This is a genomic window from Weissella thailandensis (assembly GCF_005405465.1).
In the GTDB taxonomy this organism is placed as follows: domain Bacteria; phylum Bacillota; class Bacilli; order Lactobacillales; family Lactobacillaceae; genus Weissella; species Weissella thailandensis.
The window spans coordinates 118269-136632 of sequence record NZ_BJEC01000003.1 but is presented as its reverse complement, the minus strand read 5'-3'; the positions used below and the strand labels follow the sequence as shown (position 1 = coordinate 136632).

Sequence of the window (18364 nt, the reverse complement as noted above, 5' to 3'; positions counted from 1 at the left end):
AAATACTAGACCCAAATTAAATTACCGTTTAACAATCCACTCTGACCAGGGATTCCAGTATCAAAATTATGAATATGTCTCACGTTTGCAGAACAACCATGTGTTTCAAAGTATGAGTCGCAAAGCGACCTGTCTAGATAATGCTATGGCGGAGAGCTTCTTTCATCTCTTGAAGGTAGGAACTGTCCATAATAACCATTATCAAAACTATGACGAGCTGAAGTCTGCCGTCAATAATTATATCTATTACTACAACAATAAACGGATTAAAACAAAGCTGGCCGGAAAAACTCCGGTTCAATACCGAAGTCTTTCCGACCAGCTAGTTGCTTAAACTTCTCTCCAATTTTTGGGGTTCAGTTCAGAACAAAAGAAATTGTTCCAGCTTTTTTTGCGTTAAAGATGTTCTAAAAATGAATAAATATTAAAAACATTTGTTTTATAAGTATAAAAAGCGTTACAATGAATTTGTGAAAGCGCTACCGTTGAACGTTGCTGTTTGGTTTATTTATACTGGGGAGGTATGATTATGTCTAAGAAAGTTGCTGTTGTTACCGGATCAGCTGGAGGACTAGGTAAAGGTATCGCTGAGCGTTTGCTTAAAGATGGTTTTAATGTCATGATCCATGATATTAACCAGGATGCCTTAACTAAGACAGCGGAAGAATTAAAGTCACTAGGTGATGTAGCTACTTTCGTTGGGGATGTTTCTAAGAAGGAAGATCAAGAAGCATTAGTAGCCGCAGCGGTTGAGAAATTCGGTCAGTTAAACGTCTTTGTTAACAATGCTGGTGTTGAAGCTGTGACGCCATTCTTAGAGATTGACGCTGCTGAACTAGAGCGTACCTTTAAGATCAATGTCTTTGGAACAGTTTATGGAACGCAAGCTGCGGCTGAACAATTTATCAAGCAAGGTACGCCAGGTAAAATTATTAACGCCTGCTCAATTGCTGGTCATGAAGCATATGAGGTCTTGGGTACATACTCAGCTTCAAAGCATGCTGTCAAAGCCTTTACCCATGTAGCAGCTAAGGAACTTGCTTCAAAGCACATCACCGTCAATGCTTACTGCCCTGGTGTTGCCAAGACTAAGATGTGGGATCGTATTGATGCTGAAATGGTTAAGGCCGACCCTTCATTGAAGCCAGGTGAGCCATTTGCTAAATTCTCTGGTGAAATTGCCTTGGGACGCTACGAAACACCTACTGATGTTGCTAACTTAGTCCACTTCTTGGCTTCTGAAGACTCAGACTATATCACAGGTCAAGCAATCTTAGTTGATGGTGGTTTGGTTTACAACTAAGCCGTAATTAATTAAATATTTTAGTCAAAAATAGAGCAAGTCAGAAAGAATCCTAGATTCCTCTGACTTGCTCTTTATTTTTTATACAATTAGAAATTAATTCTCTAGTGCACCATATTATAGTTCTTTGGCTGCATAATTAATTTCATACAACATTGAACCATCAATGACCTCTGTCTTACCATCGCGGGTAATCTTTAACTCTGTTGATGCTAGATAACGCGTATAAGTTGGCTGCAATCCCATCGCATCAAACTGCTTCTTTTGTTCATCTGAAGCCATACCATAAACGTTGATCAAGTTAATTTCCTTAGGATCAAAAATCTTATACTCAACTTCCATATCATCCTGCGTAAAGGTATAATGGATCGTTTTTGGCGTCACTTTGCCAGTCTCTTCTTGGACATACGTGTCTAAAATATCTACCTTAGCGTTATCAACACTTGTATTTTCAAAGACACGATTACCTTTACTGTCGTCAATCGTAAATAGTGGAATTTCTGGTTGACCAAAGCGATCACCACCAACCATATCATAAATTAAGACATTGTAATCACCAACATTTTGACGACCCCAAACCCAGTGATGGAAGGCAACTGATGGATGGATATTGAACCATTGATGGTTGTAGTAAGCAGTTCCATTAACATGCTTCTTCTCACCATTAATAGTTACTTCACCACTAACTGTCAAACTTGTGACACAAATAAAGTTATAATAATATTCTTCATTCTCACCAAAAGCAATATAACCTGATCCTGGACGGAATGGCTCTACCTGAGCTTCAAAGTGTAGATCAACTGCCGTTTTGTGCTCAACTGATTTCTTACCTTCCATTACCAGTTCTTGGTCGGCCTCTGGCTCAATATGAATATCATAATTACGCCAGTTATCACCAACTAATGTACTAGGTCCCCACTTCAAGTCTAACTGGTCCTTACTTGAATAAGCATCTTTAACATCATAAAGACGGTAATCATAAAATGGTTGCCCATCTGCTGACGTATAGTTGATAGCAACATTAGGATTATCACCCTTGTTTACTACCTGGTCAGTTGACTTTGGACGGAATCCCAAAATCAGTGTTGAGCCATCATCAAGACTGCAATCTAGATACCAAACTTCAGCATGTCCTGCTTCATCATTATCACGACGTCCATCTTCCCAATTTTCAACTTTATCAGGATTAATACCTAACTTTTGATAATCTGCTGGACGATCCATAATCCTTCCTTGTGCCATAAAAAAGCCCCCTATATTATTAACAATACTAACAATTTTTATTTTAGTTAATCATTTTCGTGTAATTCGACATGTAATTCTGGTATTTCTTGCCAAACAACATGCTTTAATCCCGCTTCTTCACCTGAAAAAGGTTTATCCGGTATAACCATATCAATAAACTGTTGTCGAAAATCTCCAGCTGTTAAATCACTTTCAGCTGTCTTCATTGTTTCTGCGTATTTCTCATGATTGCTTGATTCATCCATTAGCATCCAAATTTCTTGCTCTGAATTGTCTGGTGCTGGCCGGAACCAAGTTCGCGACAAAGAGTAATTAATCAAACTAGGATTGGCCTTTTGATAATCTAAAGCCTTTACTAAAGCTTGAACCATCTTGTCATGATTTTTCTTTAAAACACGATAATGCATTGTTTCAACTTCTGACATACTTATACACCCCTTTTTTGTAAACATTAAAGTGAATAACTGATTAACTACTTGTAGTATAATTGCCATATATCAAGGCTTCAACCAACAAAAACGACATAAAAGTTTATTATTGGTAGCGGGGAGACAATATGACAATTAAAACAGATTTACGCATTAAAAAAAGTAAATATGCCATTGAGCATGCTTTTTGGAAATTATTACTAGCAGAAGGTTTTGCAAAAATTACGATTCAACAAATCATCGATGAAGCCCACGTTAACCGTGCGACTTTGTATAAATACTACGCTAATAAATATGAACTATTAGACATGGTCGAGAATTCATTAATTAGCGAATTTAAAAATGTCACTGAAAAAGCACCAAATCTCGCCAAAAGAACTGATGTTAGTCAGGATCATCTACATAACTACTATCGAGAAATGGTCCGCTATATTTACAATAATCGTGATAAATTTTCAGCATTATTGGCGCCAAACGGAGATCCTTCTTTCATAAATAAGCTAATTACTGCCGACAGGGAAATTTGGCAAAAAAATGATATTACCCAATATCTCCCCATCTCCGAGCACTATGCATCTGCTGCGATAACGGGGATGATCATTAGTTTAATTGTTGAATGGATAAAATCAGACTTTAAAGAATCCGCAGAGGAATTTATGGATATCTTGCAAAATACAGTCACACCATTATTTTCACAAGAAACTTTCTTTAAGGCGAAGTAACTCTGCTCACTAAAAAATAGGCGATAAATTGTCCCAAAAATGACAATTTATCGCCTAAATTTTTTGTTTTGAATTATTTATCCAACTCAGCAATCACTTCTTCATAACGCTCACGAATAAATCCTGCTGAAGCATCTAATTTCGCTTGCTCATCAGATGGTAAATCTAATGAAACATGATCAACAACGCCATCGCGACCAACAATCACTGGATATGAAACATAAACACCATATTCAGGTCGGTAATTTGATACCGGTAGCTCTTCATGGCTATCAGTCAAAATCGCCTTAGTTAAGCGACTAGCTGCACTCGCAACGCCATAACTAGTAAACTTTTTACCATGGTAAACGGTGTAACCACCAGCTTTGACCTCATCATTTAATTCTGATAATTGTAAATCATATGATGTGATTGGCTTATCTTTTACGGTAACTGTTGACCAAGCTGTAAACTGTGAATCCCCATGTTCACCAACATTGTAACCACGAACTGATTTAGGATGCACACCCAATGCCTTTCCCACGGCGCGATGCATACGGGCTGTATCCAAAAGTGTTCCTGTTCCAATTACTCGTTCCTTTGGGAAACCGGTGTAGTGTTGATACATAGTCGTAATCACATCAACTGGGTTTGTGATCACAGCTAAAATACCATGGAATCCAGATGAAACTAACTTCTTAGAAATATCTGCAATTTGTAGTTTGTTATATTGTAATTCAACAAAACGATCATCGGTGGTAATGGTCTCTTGCAATGAAATCTTACCAACTGATGAAACAACCACATCGGCATCTGCTAATGCTGACCAGTCATTAACCACATAGTTTGCATTATATTCCAAGTTTGCCATAGCATCTTCAAAGTCTAATGCTTCTGCGTTCGCCTTATCCTCGTTGATGTCGATAAATACAAATTCATCAACTGCACCCTGTGCTGTCAAACTGTGGGCAACTGCTGCCCCAACGTGTCCCAAACCAATAATTCCAACTTTACGTGTCATTGCGTTCCCCCATTATTTTTCACTTGCTTAATAATTTTCAAAAAATTCGCTGATTCGCTTCACTGCTTCATGAAGGCTATCCAATGATGCTGCATAACTAATACGAATGTAGCCTTCACCACCGACATTGAATACAGATCCTGGAATAACAGCTACTTTACCGCGTTTTGCCAAATCAACACTAAAAGCATAATCATCCTGATCATACGCTGCTGGTATCTTAGCAAAAACGTAGAATGCACCATTTGGTTGTGGCATTTCAAATCCCAATTTGCGCAAAGCTGGTACCAAGTAGTCCCGGCGTTCACGATAAGCTTCACGCATTGACTTAGAATCTAACTTTCCTTGTGCTGATCCTAACGCTTCTGCTGCCCCGGCCATCGCTGGATTTGATGCGGCAGTAACTGTAAATTGATGTAATACTGCAGCTGGTTGCACTAACTGCTTAGGACCAACAATAAATCCGATACGATAGCCAGTCATTGCGTGTGACTTTGATACCCCATTTAAAATAATCGCTTGTTCTGGCAAGAATTTGGCAATTGATGTATGTGGTGCATTGTAAGTTAATTCAGAATAAATTTCATCAGCAATCACAGTGATATTTGTTCCTCGTAATACATCAGCCAATGCAGCTAATTGTTCCGCAGTATAAGTGACCCCGGTTGGATTTGCTGGATAATTCAATAGAACTGTTGTTAACTTTTCGCCATACTCATCAATTGCTGATTGCAGTTGTTCAGGGGTTAGTAAAAATCCCGTGTCGGATGTATCGACATAAACCACTTCACCACCAGCCAATTCAATCGTTGGATCATACATCGAGAAATTAGGTGCTGGAAGTAATACCTTATCACCCTCATTAACAAAGGCTGTAAAGGTATCATAAATACCTTCAGTTGCTCCTAAGGTAACAATGATTTCAGAATCAATATCATATGATAACCCGTAACGATCTGCCATAAAATGCTGAATGGCTTTTCGCAACGCAACTGAACCTGCAGCAGGTGCGTAATGTGAGTCGTCTGCCTCAATACTAGCAATCGCTGCTTTTTTAACATGTTCTGGTACCGTAAAATCAGGTTCCCCTAACGTTAATTTCAGAATACCTTCAACACCACTAGTCTCATCATCAAATGCACGGATAGCATTTGGCTTCACTGCTGCAACACGTTTATTTACTCCCATATTTGTTCTCCTAATTTTTCTATATTTTACGACCTGGATTTAAAATTCCTACTGGATCGAATGCTTTCTTCACCTGCTTTTGCAAGGCTCTAACTTTTTCATCCAATTGTTTTGGTACCCAAGCATTTTTCAAGCTACCAATCCCATGTTCGGCACTAACGGTTCCATTGACCTGAATAACAAAGTCCAATAACTCATCAATAAACTTTTGTGTGCCTTCAGGTAAATCACCATCTCTATCTTCTAAGATAATATCGGGATGTAAGTTTCCATCCCCCGCATGACCTAATAACAATAATCGTTGTTGATATTTATCAGCTAATTCTTCAGCCTTATCTGCCACTTTCGCCAATTGTCCCAATGGCACCGCAATATCTTCAACGATCAGGCGACCATATTGGGCACCTGCTGCAAATATATCCTGGCGAATCTTAATAATTTCTGCCGTTCGACCGGCATCTTCAGTGACATCAATCTTGGTTGCACCATATTCATGCAGTAACTTATCAAGTTTCTCTAGCACACCAGCTACCGCAACATCAATCTGGAAAATCAGTAACGCCTGCTCACCATGGCTACCTAAATGACTATGTTCATACTCATCTAATGCTTCAATGGAAACACGGTTCAAAATCTCTAACATCGATGGATTAACACCACTTGCCTGTACCGCTTGTACCGCACGCATCAACTCGTGAATCGTTGGAAATGTTGCTAATCCGGTAATTGAATTCCCTGATGGTATCGGAATGATATGGACAATTGCCTCGACAATAATCCCAAGCGTTCCTTCTGAGCCAACTAGCAAATCAGTCAGGTCGTAGGAAGCATTATTCTTAAAAGTTTTCCCACCAAGCGTTACAAGTTCACCATTAGCTAAAACAACCTTTAATCCCAACACAGACTGCTTGGTTGTTCCGTACTTAACGGATGACATTCCCCCAGCATTAGTGGCAATATTGCCACCAACTGAACTGATACGCTTTGACCCTGGGTCTGGTGAAAAGAAATAGCCAACCTTACGCGTCTCCACATCCAAATCACCATTTAAGACACCAGGTTCGACAACAGCAACTTGATTTTCTGGTTCAATTGATAAAATGTGATTCATGCGTGATAAATTCAAAATCAAGCTACCTGACAAACCAGCAGCACTATTCACAATCGATGTTTTCGCGCCTTGAGGTACGACTGCAATGTGATTAGCTGCCGCAAATCGAACCGTCGCTTGGACATCTGCAATCGTTTCCGCAAACACGACAGCATCAGGTAGTACTTCAGTTGTAATTTCTTGCGTAAAGTTATTTGCTCCATATTTTTTTAAAGTTTGCTGATCTAACGCAATTTCACCATCTGGTAATTGCAAAGACGAAAAATTTGTCGTTGTCATATTGCTCCTTTAATATAAAAAAGTCCCGTCGCCCCTCTATGGGACGACGGGACGATAAAAATCGTGTTACCACCCGTATTTCAGACTGTATCACTACAACCTGCTTACCAAGTATGACAAACATACTTGTATGAGATATCGGTCATCACCGTAAATTACTTATAGTCAATACCACTCATAATTTCATCCACTCCTAGGCCAAATTCAACTGCTGAACCGGTTGCCTTCCACCATCTACAACTCGCTTTGCGTATCCATCACAGGCTACTCACCTAATCATCGTGTTCACTCATACAATAGTAATTCTGCAATAATGAAAAGTCAATAATAAAATTAAAAAAGTCTCATTTTACTCACATTTATAACAAAAAGGCTGGAACACAAGAAAATGTCCCAGCCTCTGTTTGCTAAAAATAAATTAATTATAAGCTTATAAATTTTATAGCTTATTTCTTTGTAAATTTCACGATGCCTTCCCAACGTGCCGTTTGTGGGAACATATCAATAGACTGAATATAATCCACCCGATAAATCTTTGCCAAATCAACTAAATCACGCGCAAGGGTCGAAGCATTACATGAAACATAGACAAATTTTTCTGGTTTTGTCTCTAAGATAGTTTGACGCAATGCACCGTCTAAACCAGTACGTGGTGGATCAACCACCATCGCATCGGCAACCCAGCCTTCGCGGGCCCATTGCGGAATCAACTCTTCAGCTGCCCCAACATAATAGGTTGCATTTGTTACTTGATTATCTACAACATTCTCATTAGCATCATCGATTGATTCTTCAATAGTATCCATACCACGGACCTCACCAGCATGGTCAGCTAATGAAATACCAATTGTACCAACACCTGAATAAGCATCAATTAATTTATCAGCTTGCGTTAAGTCCAAGGCTTTAATTGTTTCTTGATACAAACGCCGTGTTTGATGTGGATTCAATTGCAAAAATGCGCGTGGCGATAGCTTAAATGTTTTACCATTAATGTCTTCAGTAATATAATCGTCTCCCCAAATTTGACGAGTATCATCTCCCCAAATTAATGAAGACTGACCACGATTGATATTTTGATGAATCGATACGACCTCAGGTAACGCTTCATGAATGCGACGAATCAATTCATCAGCGTCAGGCAACGATCGTCCATTTGTGACAATTGTCAGCTGAACATCTCCTGTCGATTCAGAAACACGCGCAATCAATGTTTTGATAACACCTTTGTGTTTGCGCTCATTATAAATTGGTAACTGCATATCAGCCAAAATATCACGCACACCACGGACAACCTTTAACGTTGCTGGATGTTGTGTTGTAACAACGGGCAAATCGACTAATTTATGTGAATGACGCTTGTACATCCCAACAGCTAATTTACCATCCACCTCACGCACTGGGAATTGGGCTTTATTACGATAACCTTGTGGGTCATCCATCCCAATCGTTGGCAACAACTTATAGTGTGCATAACCAGCTGGCTTATACTTTTCTAGCGCTTGACGAATCACATCTTGTTTAAAGGCGAGTTGACCCGGATATGACAAATGCTCCAACTCAAAACCACCAACATCTTGATTATCAACTGGTGCCACACGTTGCTTTGACTTTTGCTTAAACTTATGAATAGTTGCTTCAATAAATTTTTCCGTTACATTCGTTACTTCAACTTCAACCACTTCACCTGGTAAAGCACCAGGAATAAAAGTAATCTTTCGCTTATAATAGCCAATTCCCTCACCGTTAATGCCTAAACGCTTGATAGTAATTAGCAATTGGTCACCAATTGAAACTTGTACTGGTGCATTATTGCGCTTTTTTGTTCCACGTGAAACATTGGCACTTTTATGAGATTTTTGGTGATTGTTATATTTTTTCGTTTGTTTATTTTCCATAATTCGTTCTACAATAGCTCTTTTCTTTATAGTTGATGATGTATTTCTTGAAAGTTTTGTTCAATATCAAATAACGCATTGGCATTATCTACTAAATTAGCTGCAAATTCCTCCACACGATCAACATCTGTCTTGTAGCGTAATTCATGTTCGAGGCTTGCCCACATATCCATACCAATCGTTCGAATTTGAATTTCAACGGGAACCTTTTCCACATCATTTGCTTTGAATACCGGCACTTTGACAACCAAATGTAAGCTTCGATAACCACTTTCTTTTGGGTTTTTAATATAATCCTTACGCCTAATTACTTCGATATCATCTTGTTGTGAAAGTAATTTTTCAACCGTGTAGATATCATCTATATAATTTGTAATGACCCGCAGTCCAGCAATATCAAAGATATTATTTTTAATCGAGTCTACCGACCGATCAAGACCCTTTTTTTGAATTTTGCCAATCAAACTTTGTGGGTCTTTCATCCGACCATCAATATGATGAATCGGATTATGATTATAATTAACTTCGAATTCTGCATCTAAATTTTCTAATTTCGTTGAAATTTCATGTTGCGCAGATTCATAAATTTGATACATTTGCGCTAACGCTGTTAATTGATCAGCCACCCAATCAAGACCAGCTTCCCCACCAATCATTTGGCGTATTTTTTTAACACTCAATGTATTTCTTTTTGTATTCATAGTAATGTGTTCCTTATCTAGACTATCATAATTTTTTCCGATATAACCACCGTAATTCATTATACTTAAACTTGTCCTATTTTTCGCAACACTTGCTCAGAAAATATAGCATCTACGTTGAAAATATTGCCGCTCATAATTAACGATTTTTAAACAAAACAGGCTGAAACATTTTGTCCTAGCCTGTTTTACCATCAATACTTTATTTTATTATTTCGTTGGCGTCGCTGATACTTTAATATCGCCATTAATGATTTTATCTTTGGCCGCATCGACTGATTGTTTCTCATCATCATTTAAATTCTTTGTGACGACACCAACGCCACCTTCTTTCAGACCATAGTACACAGTCTTACCGCCTGGGAATTTATCATGTTGGGCATCTTTAGCAATCAATTGCACACCACGTCCAATACCAGTCAATGAAGATGTTAGGGTCAGATTATCCTTTTTACCATCTTTAGTCTTATAGTCACCCATATTCGTTTGATCAAGATCAACACCTATAACCCAGACCTTGTCCTTTGAACCTGACACTACAGTAGCACTCTGATCTTTAGCTGCTTGGAAAACACCATTACCAACGCCACCAGCTGCTTGGAAGATAATATGTTCACCTTGTGCAATTTTGGCCTTAGCTATTGTTTGTCCTTTTGCTGGATCAGAAAATGTCCCCGCATAGGTTGCATCCACCTTAATACTTGGATCAACAGATTTCACACCAGCTTGGTAACCAGCTAAAAATGATTCAATCACTGAATTACGCATGCCGCCAATAAAACCGACTGTTTTATCACCAACTGCTTGCGCCTTCTTTGCAGCAGCTACACCAACCAAATAAGATGACTGTTCAGAATGAAATTTAACCGAAGCAACATTCTTATACTTTTTATCAGCCTGTTCATCAACCAACACGAACTTTGTTTTCGGTTGTTTCTCGGCAACTGTTTCAATCGAGTCTTTAAATGTGTTGCCGATTGCCGCCACCAAATCATATTTAGCTGTTGCCGCTTGCGTTAATTGCGTATCATAGTCAGCAACTGACTTGGGTTGAAAATAATTATAACCATCTTTACCCTTGGTCAAATTATTTTGCTTACCCCATTTTTGCAAGCCTTCCCAAGCACTTTGATTGAACCCTTTATCATTGACGCCATTTGTATCAGAAACCATCGCTGCGGTGAACTGATTTTTACCCTGTGCTTGACCACCATTCATCGATGCTAAACCAATACCAGCGATGGCAACTACCACCACACCACCAGCAATCATCAATCGACGTGAAACCATTTTGAAATACCTCCAAGTATTAAGCCCTCAACCCAACCACTCATTTAAGAGTCCTTTAAGAATATATAATTTTAACTACTATAGCGGTCTAAAAGATGGATTGCAAGCTAATTTTTTACATAAATATAAAATACAAATAAACGTTTTACTAAATGAAAAATAGATTAAAAAATATTCATTTCATTGAACACATTATTAGAAAATTTACATGAAAGGCTTTTGTTCAATAACGAACATTAGCATAAACCATCATTGAAATTTGTCACAAATTACGTATAATAGAATTATCAATTTAAATGGGGGATATCATGGCCAACACAGATACACACGATAGTATTCTTGTTTTGGACTTTGGTTCTCAATATAACCAACTGATCTCACGACGTATTCGTGAATTGGGGGTATATTCTGAATTAAAGCCACACTCTATTACCGCAGCTGAAATTAAAGAACTAAAACCCAAAGGCCTAATTTTCTCGGGTGGTCCTAATTCCGTTTATGCTGACGGTGCATTTTCTATCGATCCAGAAATTTTCAATCTTAACATCCCTATTTTAGGTGTTTGCTATGGTATGCAACTAATGGCACACATGTTGCCTGGTGGTAAAGTGCAACCCGCAAGTGGCACATCCGAATATGGCGAAACCGTTTTGAAGGTTACTGACGAGCACTCAACACTATTTGCCGAAACACCAGCAGAACAAACTGTTTTGATGTCACACGGTGATTCTGTTAGCGCAGTACCCGATGGTTTCACTGCCGTCGCCACTTCTGATAGCACACCAATTGCTGCGATGGAAAACCCTGAACGCCAACTATACGGTGTTCAATTCCACGCGGAAGTTCGCCACACCGTTTATGGTATGAAGATTCTGGAAAACTTTATCGATCATGCTGTTCACGCAAATCGTGACTGGTCAATGGATGACTTCATTGACGAGCAAATTGCTAAAATTCGCGAAACAGTCGGTGACAAACGCGTCCTACTAGGTCTTTCAGGTGGTGTTGACTCATCTGTCGTTGGTGTTTTGCTACACAAAGCCATCGGTAATCAATTAACATCAATTTTCGTAGACCATGGTTTACTACGTAAGAATGAAGCCGATGAAGTGATGGACGCCCTTGGTGGCAAGTTTGGTCTAAACATCATCAAAGTTGACGCGCAAGAACGTTTCTTGAATAAGCTAGCTGGTGTTACTGACCCTGAACAAAAGCGCAAAATCATTGGTAACGAATTTATTCGTGTCTTTGACGAAGAAGCTGTTAAGTTAGATGGTATCGACTTCTTGGCACAAGGTACGTTATATACTGACGTTATTGAGTCTGGTACTGATACAGCACAAACGATCAAATCTCATCACAATGTTGGTGGACTACCAGAAGACATTCAATTCCAATTGATCGAGCCTTTGAACAAATTGTTTAAAGATGAAGTTCGTCTACTTGGTGAAAAGCTTGGTATGCCACATGAACTTGTTTGGCGTCAACCATTCCCTGGACCAGGCCTTGGAATCCGTGTACTTGGTGAAGTCACAGAGGATAAGCTAGAAATCGTCCGTGAATCTGATGCCATCTTACGTGATGAAATCGCTAAGCAAGGTTTGGACAGCGAAGTTTGGCAATACTTCACTGTTTTGCCAGGTGTTCGTTCAGTTGGTGTCATGGGTGACGGTCGTACTTATGACCACACGATTGCTATTCGTGCTATCACTTCAGTTGATGGTATGACAGCTGACTTTGCTAAGTTGCCATGGGACGTATTGGAAGAAATTTCTCGTCGCATTGTCAATGAAACAGACCACGTTAACCGCGTAGTCTATGATATTACAGCTAAGCCACCTGCAACTGTTGAGTGGGAATAAATCCTACTCGCTAATAAATTAAAATAAAAAGCGACAGGATACTGAAATTATCAGTGTCCTGTCGCTTTTTTATTCTCTAATTTGTCCTTGCCCTAAAATAATATACTTCGTTGTCGTTAATTCTTTCAAGCCCATTGGTCCACGTGCATGTAGCTTTTGTGTTGAAATACCAATCTCGGCACCAAAGCCAAATTCAAAACCATCCGTGAAACGGGTTGATGCATTCACATAAACACATGCTGCATCAACTTGCTGCGTAAATTGTTGACTATGTTCATAGTCAGTCGTGATAATCGCTTCCGAATGCTTGGTATTATGCTGATTAATATGACTGATCGCTTCATCTAATCCATCAACTACCTTAATTGCAATAATAAAATCATTATATTCAGTATCCCAATCTTCTGGCTGAGCTGGTCGTACCTGATTACCCAGAATTTGACAAGCTTGTTCATCACCACGAATTTCTACATGACTGCTAGCCAACGCCTGCGCAATTTGTGGTAAGAAATCAGGCGCAATTGCCGCATTAACAAGTAGCTTTTCAGTTGCATTGCAAACCGAGGGTCGTTGTGTTTTAGCATTAATGACAATATCAGTCGCCATCTGTAAATCAGCCGTTTCGTCCACATAAATATGGCAATTACCAGCGCCCGTTTCAATAACCGGTACCGTTGCATGTGCCACAACTGTCTGAATTAAACGAGCTGATCCACGTGGAATCAACACATCAATATACTCATTCAGGCGCATAAATTGTTGCGCTAGTTCATGTGATGTCTCAGCCACGACTTGAACAATATCCTTTGGTAAATTAAATGTGCCCAAAACCTCACGCAGAATCACAGCTATTTTAATATTAGTTTGCAATGCTTCCTTGCCACCACGTAAGATAACAGCATTACCTGATTTAAAGCAAAGCACCGCCGAATCAACAGTCACGTTTGGTCGTGCTTCATAAATAATGCCAACCACACCAAGTGGCACGCGTTTTTGGCTAATTTCTAAACCCGAGTCAGTTGTCCATCCCTGCTCAATGCTTCCCAATGGATCAGATAAATTGGCTACTTTCCGCACACCATCCGCAATACCTGCCAAACGATCTGCAGTCAATGTTAAGCGGTCAATAAATTTATCTTCTAAGCCGGTCGTATCTGCTAAATCCGCTTGGTTAGCTGCTAAAATTTCCGGTGTTCTTTCCTCCAAAGCATCGGCCATTGCGCGCAGCACCTGGTTTTTAGTAGGCGTGGGTACTTGCGCCAGTGTTTGGGCGGCTATTTGGGCTTGTTGTCCAATTTTATTCAACAATTCTGTCATTATCCATTCCCTCACTCATATCTTTTGGCATAAAAAGTGTACCAATCTCCTCGCCGTTCATAATATTAAAAATAATCGACGGGTTGGCACCATTTGCCAAAACCATCATCTGATGATGTGATAAAATTTCGGCTGCTGCTTTTAACTTTGTCGTCATACCACCCGTACCAAATTCCGTGCCTGCGCCACCAGCTCTTTTCAATGAATCATCAGTTACCTCATGCAATTCCCTAATCAATTTTGCTTCGGTATCTTGATGCGGATTACCAGTATAAAAGCCATCAATATCTGACAACATAATCAGCAGATCCGCATGCGAACGTACCGCAACAATTGCGGATAATTGATCATTATCACCAAAAGTCGTACGATGATCCAATTCATCAACCGCCACCGTATCATTTTCATTAACTATCGGAATAATTCCCCAGTCTAATAGTTGCTCCATTGCATTATGAACATATGCTCTACTCTGTGGGTAGTCTAAGACGTCGTGTGTTAATAACACTTGACTAATTTGTTGACCATAAGCTGCAAATCGTTGTTGATACACCGTCATCAACTCACTTTGCCCAATTGAAGCCAAAGCTTGTTGCTTTTGAATTTGTTCCGGTCGTTTAGTCAATCCTACGCGTCCCATTCCGGCACCAATTGCACCTGAACTGACGAGAATAACCTGTTTACCTTCATTAACTAGTCCCGTTAAGGTATAACTTAACTGATCAATCGCCTGCAAATTCAATTTACCATTCGCGTTCATTAAAGAGCTCGTGCCTATTTTCACAACCACTCGTGAAACATTATCCATATGGCGGTTTGACTTCATGTAAATCACCTTCATTTTCATCAGATTATCATAATTCTACAATAATAAATGAGAATAACATAGAAATTTTTTAATAATTGAAATTACGGCAAACCAAGCGTCACCGAATGATTAAACCCAAAACGAATATAGACAAATAAATAACGCGTCACATTAGCTAACATAATTGGTCTAGTTACTATTTCTTTACGTTATAATAATTTTAAATTTGAGGACGAAAGGATGACTGGTACATGAACTTAGAATCGCTGATAACAGACTATCCACAAATTCAAGATTTGATCACCGCAAAGCCGACTTTTTGGCGTAACCCCGACTATAATCAGACAGCTGATTTGCCGTTTTCAAAAGCCGACATTCTTGAGCTGCCGCCCGTTTAGAACGTTTTGCCCCCTACTTAGCCAAGGTTTTCCCGGAAACAGCTGCCACAAATGGTATCATTGAATCACCCTTAATACCATTAAAGGACATGCATGAATCCTGGGAACATCAAACACAGCAAAAACTGGCTGGTCGTTTGTTTTTAAAAGCTGATAATCAATTACCCATTTCAGGTTCAATTAAATCTCGTGGCGGCATTTATGAAGTCCTGAAATTCGCTGAAGAAATCGCAATTTCTAATGGCAGGTTAACTAACATGGATAATTATGCCATGTTAGCTTCTACCGAATTTCGCCAATTATTTTCTAAATACGGTGTCATTGTTGCTTCAACTGGCAATTTGGCATTAAGCGTCGGTATCATGGCAGCCACATTTGGTTTTAAAACCACCGTTTATATGTCGCATGATGCTCGTCAGTGGAAAAAAGATAAACTACGTGAGAACGGCGTAACGGTTAAAGAATTCAACACAAACTTTTCAGCAATCATTCCAAAGGCTCGTACTGATGCTGCCTTAGACCCTAATATTCACTTTGTTGATGATGAAGGATCTAACGATTTATTTTTAGGTTATGCCGTTGCAGCTGTACGTTTACAGAAGCAACTAAAGGAACACCAGATAAAAGTTGACCAAGAGCATCCGATTATCGTATATTTACCCGCCGGTGTTGGTGGCAGTCCTGGCGGTGTGACTTTCGGACTAAAGACCATCCTAGGACCGCATGTTCACGCAATTTTCTGCGAACCAACCCACGTACCTTCTGTGACACTTGGGATGATGACAAAACTCAATAATCACATCTCGGTTTATGATATTGGTCTGGACGGTCTAACTGCGGCTGACGGTCTAGCAGTTGGTCGTCCGTCACGGTTAGCCGGCAAGGTCGTGCGCACGTTACTATTTGGCAGTGTCACTTTCCCTGATGAAGACATTTACCGATACGTCGCCCAACTACAGGATACGCAACATATTACAGTTGAGCCTTCTGCTGCAGCTGGCTTTACTGGTATAGCACCGACAATCAACAATATGCCTACCTTTAATTCTCCAAACGCAACTCATATCGTTTGGGCAACTGGTGGCAGTATGATGCCCCAAAGCGAACGTGAAGCTAATTATGCTAAAGGTAAACAATTGCTCGACTCTGTTTTCCCTCATGCTTAAAAGTAAAGATCCCAGATAATTACTGGCTCACAGGCTATAATTATCTGGGATCTTCGATTATAAAATCTCTATATTCTTCTTTTTAAGTTTTAAAAGGATCCAGGCGAAATATACTTGCAGGTTATGCCTCAGCCTTAATACGGATCATATTCCAAGAAAGTGGTTCTAATTGTGCGTTAACTTGATTGCCAACAACATTCACATCTTTCAAATCTTGTAGATCCATAGATTGATCTTCATTCGTTTGATGAATATCGTACCCAGCAAATTGTGTTGCTGCAACAACTTCACCCAATTTTGCACTATCTATATCCAAAGTGAATGCCGTTTGCTCATTAGCCTTATTAACAATGAAAACAACCACTTCTGCTGTCTCTGGATTATAAACAGCAATCGAATCCACATAAGGTACCTCATATTCCTTTGCTTGATATGTTGGTACCGTCTGTTTTGGTGTGAGGGCAATTCCTTGACCATAATTTGATACTTGCATAAATGGGTAGAAAATTGTTTGATACCAAACAGATGGCGAACCTTCTGTATTCGTCATAATTGGCGCAATCACATTCACCAACTGGGCCAAGCAACCAATCTTAACCCGATCAGCATGCTTTAATAACGTAATCGCTAAGCTTCCCACCAGTAGCGCATCTTCAAAATCATAATGATCTTCCAACAAATGCGGTGCTTGTGTCCATGGTTCTTGCTCATCATCTACTCCTACTGAGTGATACCATACATTCCACTCATCAAAAGCTAAGTTAATTTGCTTATGACTATGCTTCCGTGCTTTCACAGCATCACTAATTGCAATAACTTCTGAAATAAAATTATCAAAATCAACTGATTTACCTAGGAACTCTGACAAGTTATCTTCATAATTATCATAATATTGATGCAAAGATAAATAATCAACATCATCATACGCATTATCTAAAACTGTTTCTTCCCAACTACCATAAGTTTCGTTTTGATGATTTGAGCTACCACAAGCAACTAACTCAACACTCGGATCAACCAAACGCATGGCTTTGGCAGTTTCATGCACCAAACGACCATACTCATGTGCCGTTTGATGACCGATTTGCCAGTCACCATCCATCTCGTTACCAACTGACCAAACTTTAATATTAAATGGCTCTTCAGCTCCATTTTTACGCCGTAAATCACTCCAATACGTCCCTTTTGGAAAGTTACAGTACTCCACTAAATTTCGTGCTTCATCAATTCCTCGTGTACCAAGATTTACCGCCATATCAGGAGCAGCATTAACCTTTTTACACCATTTAATAAATTCATGCAGACCAAATTGATTAGTTTCCAAACTACGCCAGGCTAAATCAAGGCGCACTGGCCGTTCATCTTTAGGCCCAATACCATCTTGCCAATTATAACCTGACACAAAATTTCCACCTGGATAACGAATAAGTGGTACCTTAAGCTTCTTCACTGCCTCAATAACGTCTTTTCGAAAGCCATCTTCATCAGCCGTTTCATGCTCAGGTTGATAAATACCTTCATACACACTGCGCCCAAGGTGTTTCGTAAAAGAACCCCACAATCTAGGATCAATTTCTGAAATTTGATTCGTTAGATCAACAGATAACGTTGCTTTCATATTTCCCCCTCTAAATAATTATTGAAAAAC

Annotated in this window: 15 protein-coding genes and 1 pseudogene; 5 read left to right on the top strand and 11 right to left on the bottom strand. The window is 39.4% G+C overall.

Going from position 1 to position 18364, the window contains the following annotated elements; all coding sequences use genetic code 11:
- The coding region (locus FFM62_RS02320) for an IS3 family transposase (protein WP_137604531.1) at positions 1–334 on the top strand (334 nt) is incomplete at its 5' end.
- Positions 335–529: 195 nt separating this feature from the next.
- A complete protein-coding gene (locus FFM62_RS02315) occupies positions 530–1303 on the top strand; it encodes an acetoin reductase (protein ID WP_115470660.1) in 774 nt (257 codons plus the stop codon).
- Between the two features lie 117 nt (positions 1304–1420).
- On the opposite strand, the gene FFM62_RS02310 is transcribed toward FFM62_RS02315, so the two are convergent.
- Positions 1421–2545, bottom strand: a complete 1125-nt coding sequence (locus tag FFM62_RS02310; protein ID WP_115470659.1) for a lipocalin-like domain-containing protein — start codon at positions 2543–2545, stop codon at positions 1421–1423.
- 47 nt (positions 2546–2592) lie between these two features.
- Positions 2593–2973 (bottom strand): hypothetical protein, encoded by a 381-nt coding sequence (locus FFM62_RS02305; protein ID WP_115470658.1) that lies wholly within the window; start codon positions 2971–2973, stop codon positions 2593–2595.
- 131 nt (positions 2974–3104) lie between these two features.
- Here FFM62_RS02305 and FFM62_RS02300 point away from each other — a divergent pair, with 131 nt between their 5' ends.
- Entirely contained in the window at positions 3105–3698 is a 594-nt protein-coding gene (locus tag FFM62_RS02300) for a TetR/AcrR family transcriptional regulator (protein ID WP_115470657.1), read from the top strand.
- A gap of 73 nt (positions 3699–3771) precedes the next feature.
- On the opposite strand, the gene FFM62_RS02295 is transcribed toward FFM62_RS02300, so the two are convergent.
- From FFM62_RS02295 to FFM62_RS02270, 6 genes are all read right to left on the bottom strand, one after another.
- On the bottom strand, positions 3772–4698 hold the full coding sequence (locus tag FFM62_RS02295) for an L-lactate dehydrogenase (protein WP_115470656.1): 927 nt from the start codon (positions 4696–4698) through the stop codon (positions 3772–3774).
- A 27-nt stretch (positions 4699–4725) separates the two neighbouring features.
- A complete protein-coding gene (locus FFM62_RS02290) occupies positions 4726–5886 on the bottom strand; it encodes an aminotransferase class I/II-fold pyridoxal phosphate-dependent enzyme (protein WP_115470655.1) in 1161 nt (386 codons plus the stop codon).
- A gap of 19 nt (positions 5887–5905) precedes the next feature.
- Complete coding sequence (locus FFM62_RS02285; RefSeq protein WP_115470654.1) at positions 5906–7276, bottom strand: FAD-binding oxidoreductase; 1371 nt, start codon at positions 7274–7276, stop codon at positions 5906–5908.
- 446 nt (positions 7277–7722) lie between these two features.
- A complete protein-coding gene (rlmD, locus tag FFM62_RS02280) occupies positions 7723–9174 on the bottom strand; it encodes a 23S rRNA (uracil(1939)-C(5))-methyltransferase RlmD (protein ID WP_115470653.1) in 1452 nt (483 codons plus the stop codon).
- 26 nt (positions 9175–9200) lie between these two features.
- Entirely contained in the window at positions 9201–9875 is a 675-nt protein-coding gene (locus tag FFM62_RS02275) for a GTP pyrophosphokinase (protein WP_115470664.1), read from the bottom strand.
- 210 nt (positions 9876–10085) lie between these two features.
- Entirely contained in the window at positions 10086–11165 is a 1080-nt protein-coding gene (locus FFM62_RS02270; protein ID WP_115470652.1) for a BMP family lipoprotein, read from the bottom strand.
- Between the two features lie 308 nt (positions 11166–11473).
- Here FFM62_RS02270 and guaA point away from each other — a divergent pair, with 308 nt between their 5' ends.
- Entirely contained in the window at positions 11474–13027 is a 1554-nt protein-coding gene (gene guaA, locus FFM62_RS02265; protein ID WP_115470651.1) for a glutamine-hydrolyzing GMP synthase, read from the top strand.
- Positions 13028–13096: 69 nt separating this feature from the next.
- Here guaA and FFM62_RS02260 read toward each other — a convergent pair whose 3' ends face one another.
- On the bottom strand, positions 13097–14344 hold the full coding sequence (locus tag FFM62_RS02260; RefSeq protein WP_115470650.1) for a glutamate-5-semialdehyde dehydrogenase: 1248 nt from the start codon (positions 14342–14344) through the stop codon (positions 13097–13099).
- Entirely contained in the window at positions 14325–15170 is an 846-nt protein-coding gene (gene proB / locus FFM62_RS02255; RefSeq protein ID WP_115470649.1) for a glutamate 5-kinase, read from the bottom strand. Before proB ends, FFM62_RS02260 begins: the two co-directional genes overlap by 20 nt.
- A 233-nt stretch (positions 15171–15403) precedes the next feature.
- Between proB and dsdA the strand changes: the two are divergent.
- Positions 15404–16716: pseudogene (dsdA, locus tag FFM62_RS02250) on the top strand (D-serine ammonia-lyase).
- A gap of 121 nt (positions 16717–16837) precedes the next feature.
- Here the strand turns inward: dsdA and arfA are convergent.
- On the bottom strand, positions 16838–18334 hold the full coding sequence (arfA, locus tag FFM62_RS02245) for an arabinosylfuranosidase ArfA (protein ID WP_115470648.1): 1497 nt from the start codon (positions 18332–18334) through the stop codon (positions 16838–16840).
- Between the last annotated feature and the right edge of the window lie 30 nt (positions 18335–18364).

Excerpts from the sequence above, each read along its gene's own strand:
- FFM62_RS02315 (WP_115470660.1), top strand. The coding sequence starts at position 530 with ATGTCTAAGAAAGTTGCTGTTGTTACCGGATCAGCTGGAGGACTAGGT.
- FFM62_RS02310 (WP_115470659.1), bottom strand. The coding sequence starts at position 2,545 with ATGGCACAAGGAAGGATTATGGATCGTCCAGCAGATTATCAAAAGTTA.
- FFM62_RS02305 (WP_115470658.1), bottom strand. The coding sequence starts at position 2,973 with ATGTCAGAAGTTGAAACAATGCATTATCGTGTTTTAAAGAAAAATCAT.
- FFM62_RS02300 (WP_115470657.1), top strand. The coding sequence starts at position 3,105 with ATGACAATTAAAACAGATTTACGCATTAAAAAAAGTAAATATGCCATT.
- FFM62_RS02295 (WP_115470656.1), bottom strand. The coding sequence starts at position 4,698 with ATGACACGTAAAGTTGGAATTATTGGTTTGGGACACGTTGGGGCAGCA.
- FFM62_RS02290 (WP_115470655.1), bottom strand. The coding sequence starts at position 5,886 with ATGGGAGTAAATAAACGTGTTGCAGCAGTGAAGCCAAATGCTATCCGT.
- FFM62_RS02285 (WP_115470654.1), bottom strand. The coding sequence starts at position 7,276 with ATGACAACGACAAATTTTTCGTCTTTGCAATTACCAGATGGTGAAATT.
- rlmD (WP_115470653.1), bottom strand. The coding sequence starts at position 9,174 with ATGGAAAATAAACAAACGAAAAAATATAACAATCACCAAAAATCTCAT.
- FFM62_RS02275 (WP_115470664.1), bottom strand. The coding sequence starts at position 9,875 with ATGAATACAAAAAGAAATACATTGAGTGTTAAAAAAATACGCCAAATG.
- FFM62_RS02270 (WP_115470652.1), bottom strand. The coding sequence starts at position 11,165 with ATGGTTTCACGTCGATTGATGATTGCTGGTGGTGTGGTGGTAGTTGCC.
- guaA (WP_115470651.1), top strand. The coding sequence starts at position 11,474 with ATGGCCAACACAGATACACACGATAGTATTCTTGTTTTGGACTTTGGT.
- FFM62_RS02260 (WP_115470650.1), bottom strand. The coding sequence starts at position 14,344 with ATGACAGAATTGTTGAATAAAATTGGACAACAAGCCCAAATAGCCGCC.
- proB (WP_115470649.1), bottom strand. The coding sequence starts at position 15,170 with ATGAAGTCAAACCGCCATATGGATAATGTTTCACGAGTGGTTGTGAAA.
- arfA (WP_115470648.1), bottom strand. The coding sequence starts at position 18,334 with ATGAAAGCAACGTTATCTGTTGATCTAACGAATCAAATTTCAGAAATT.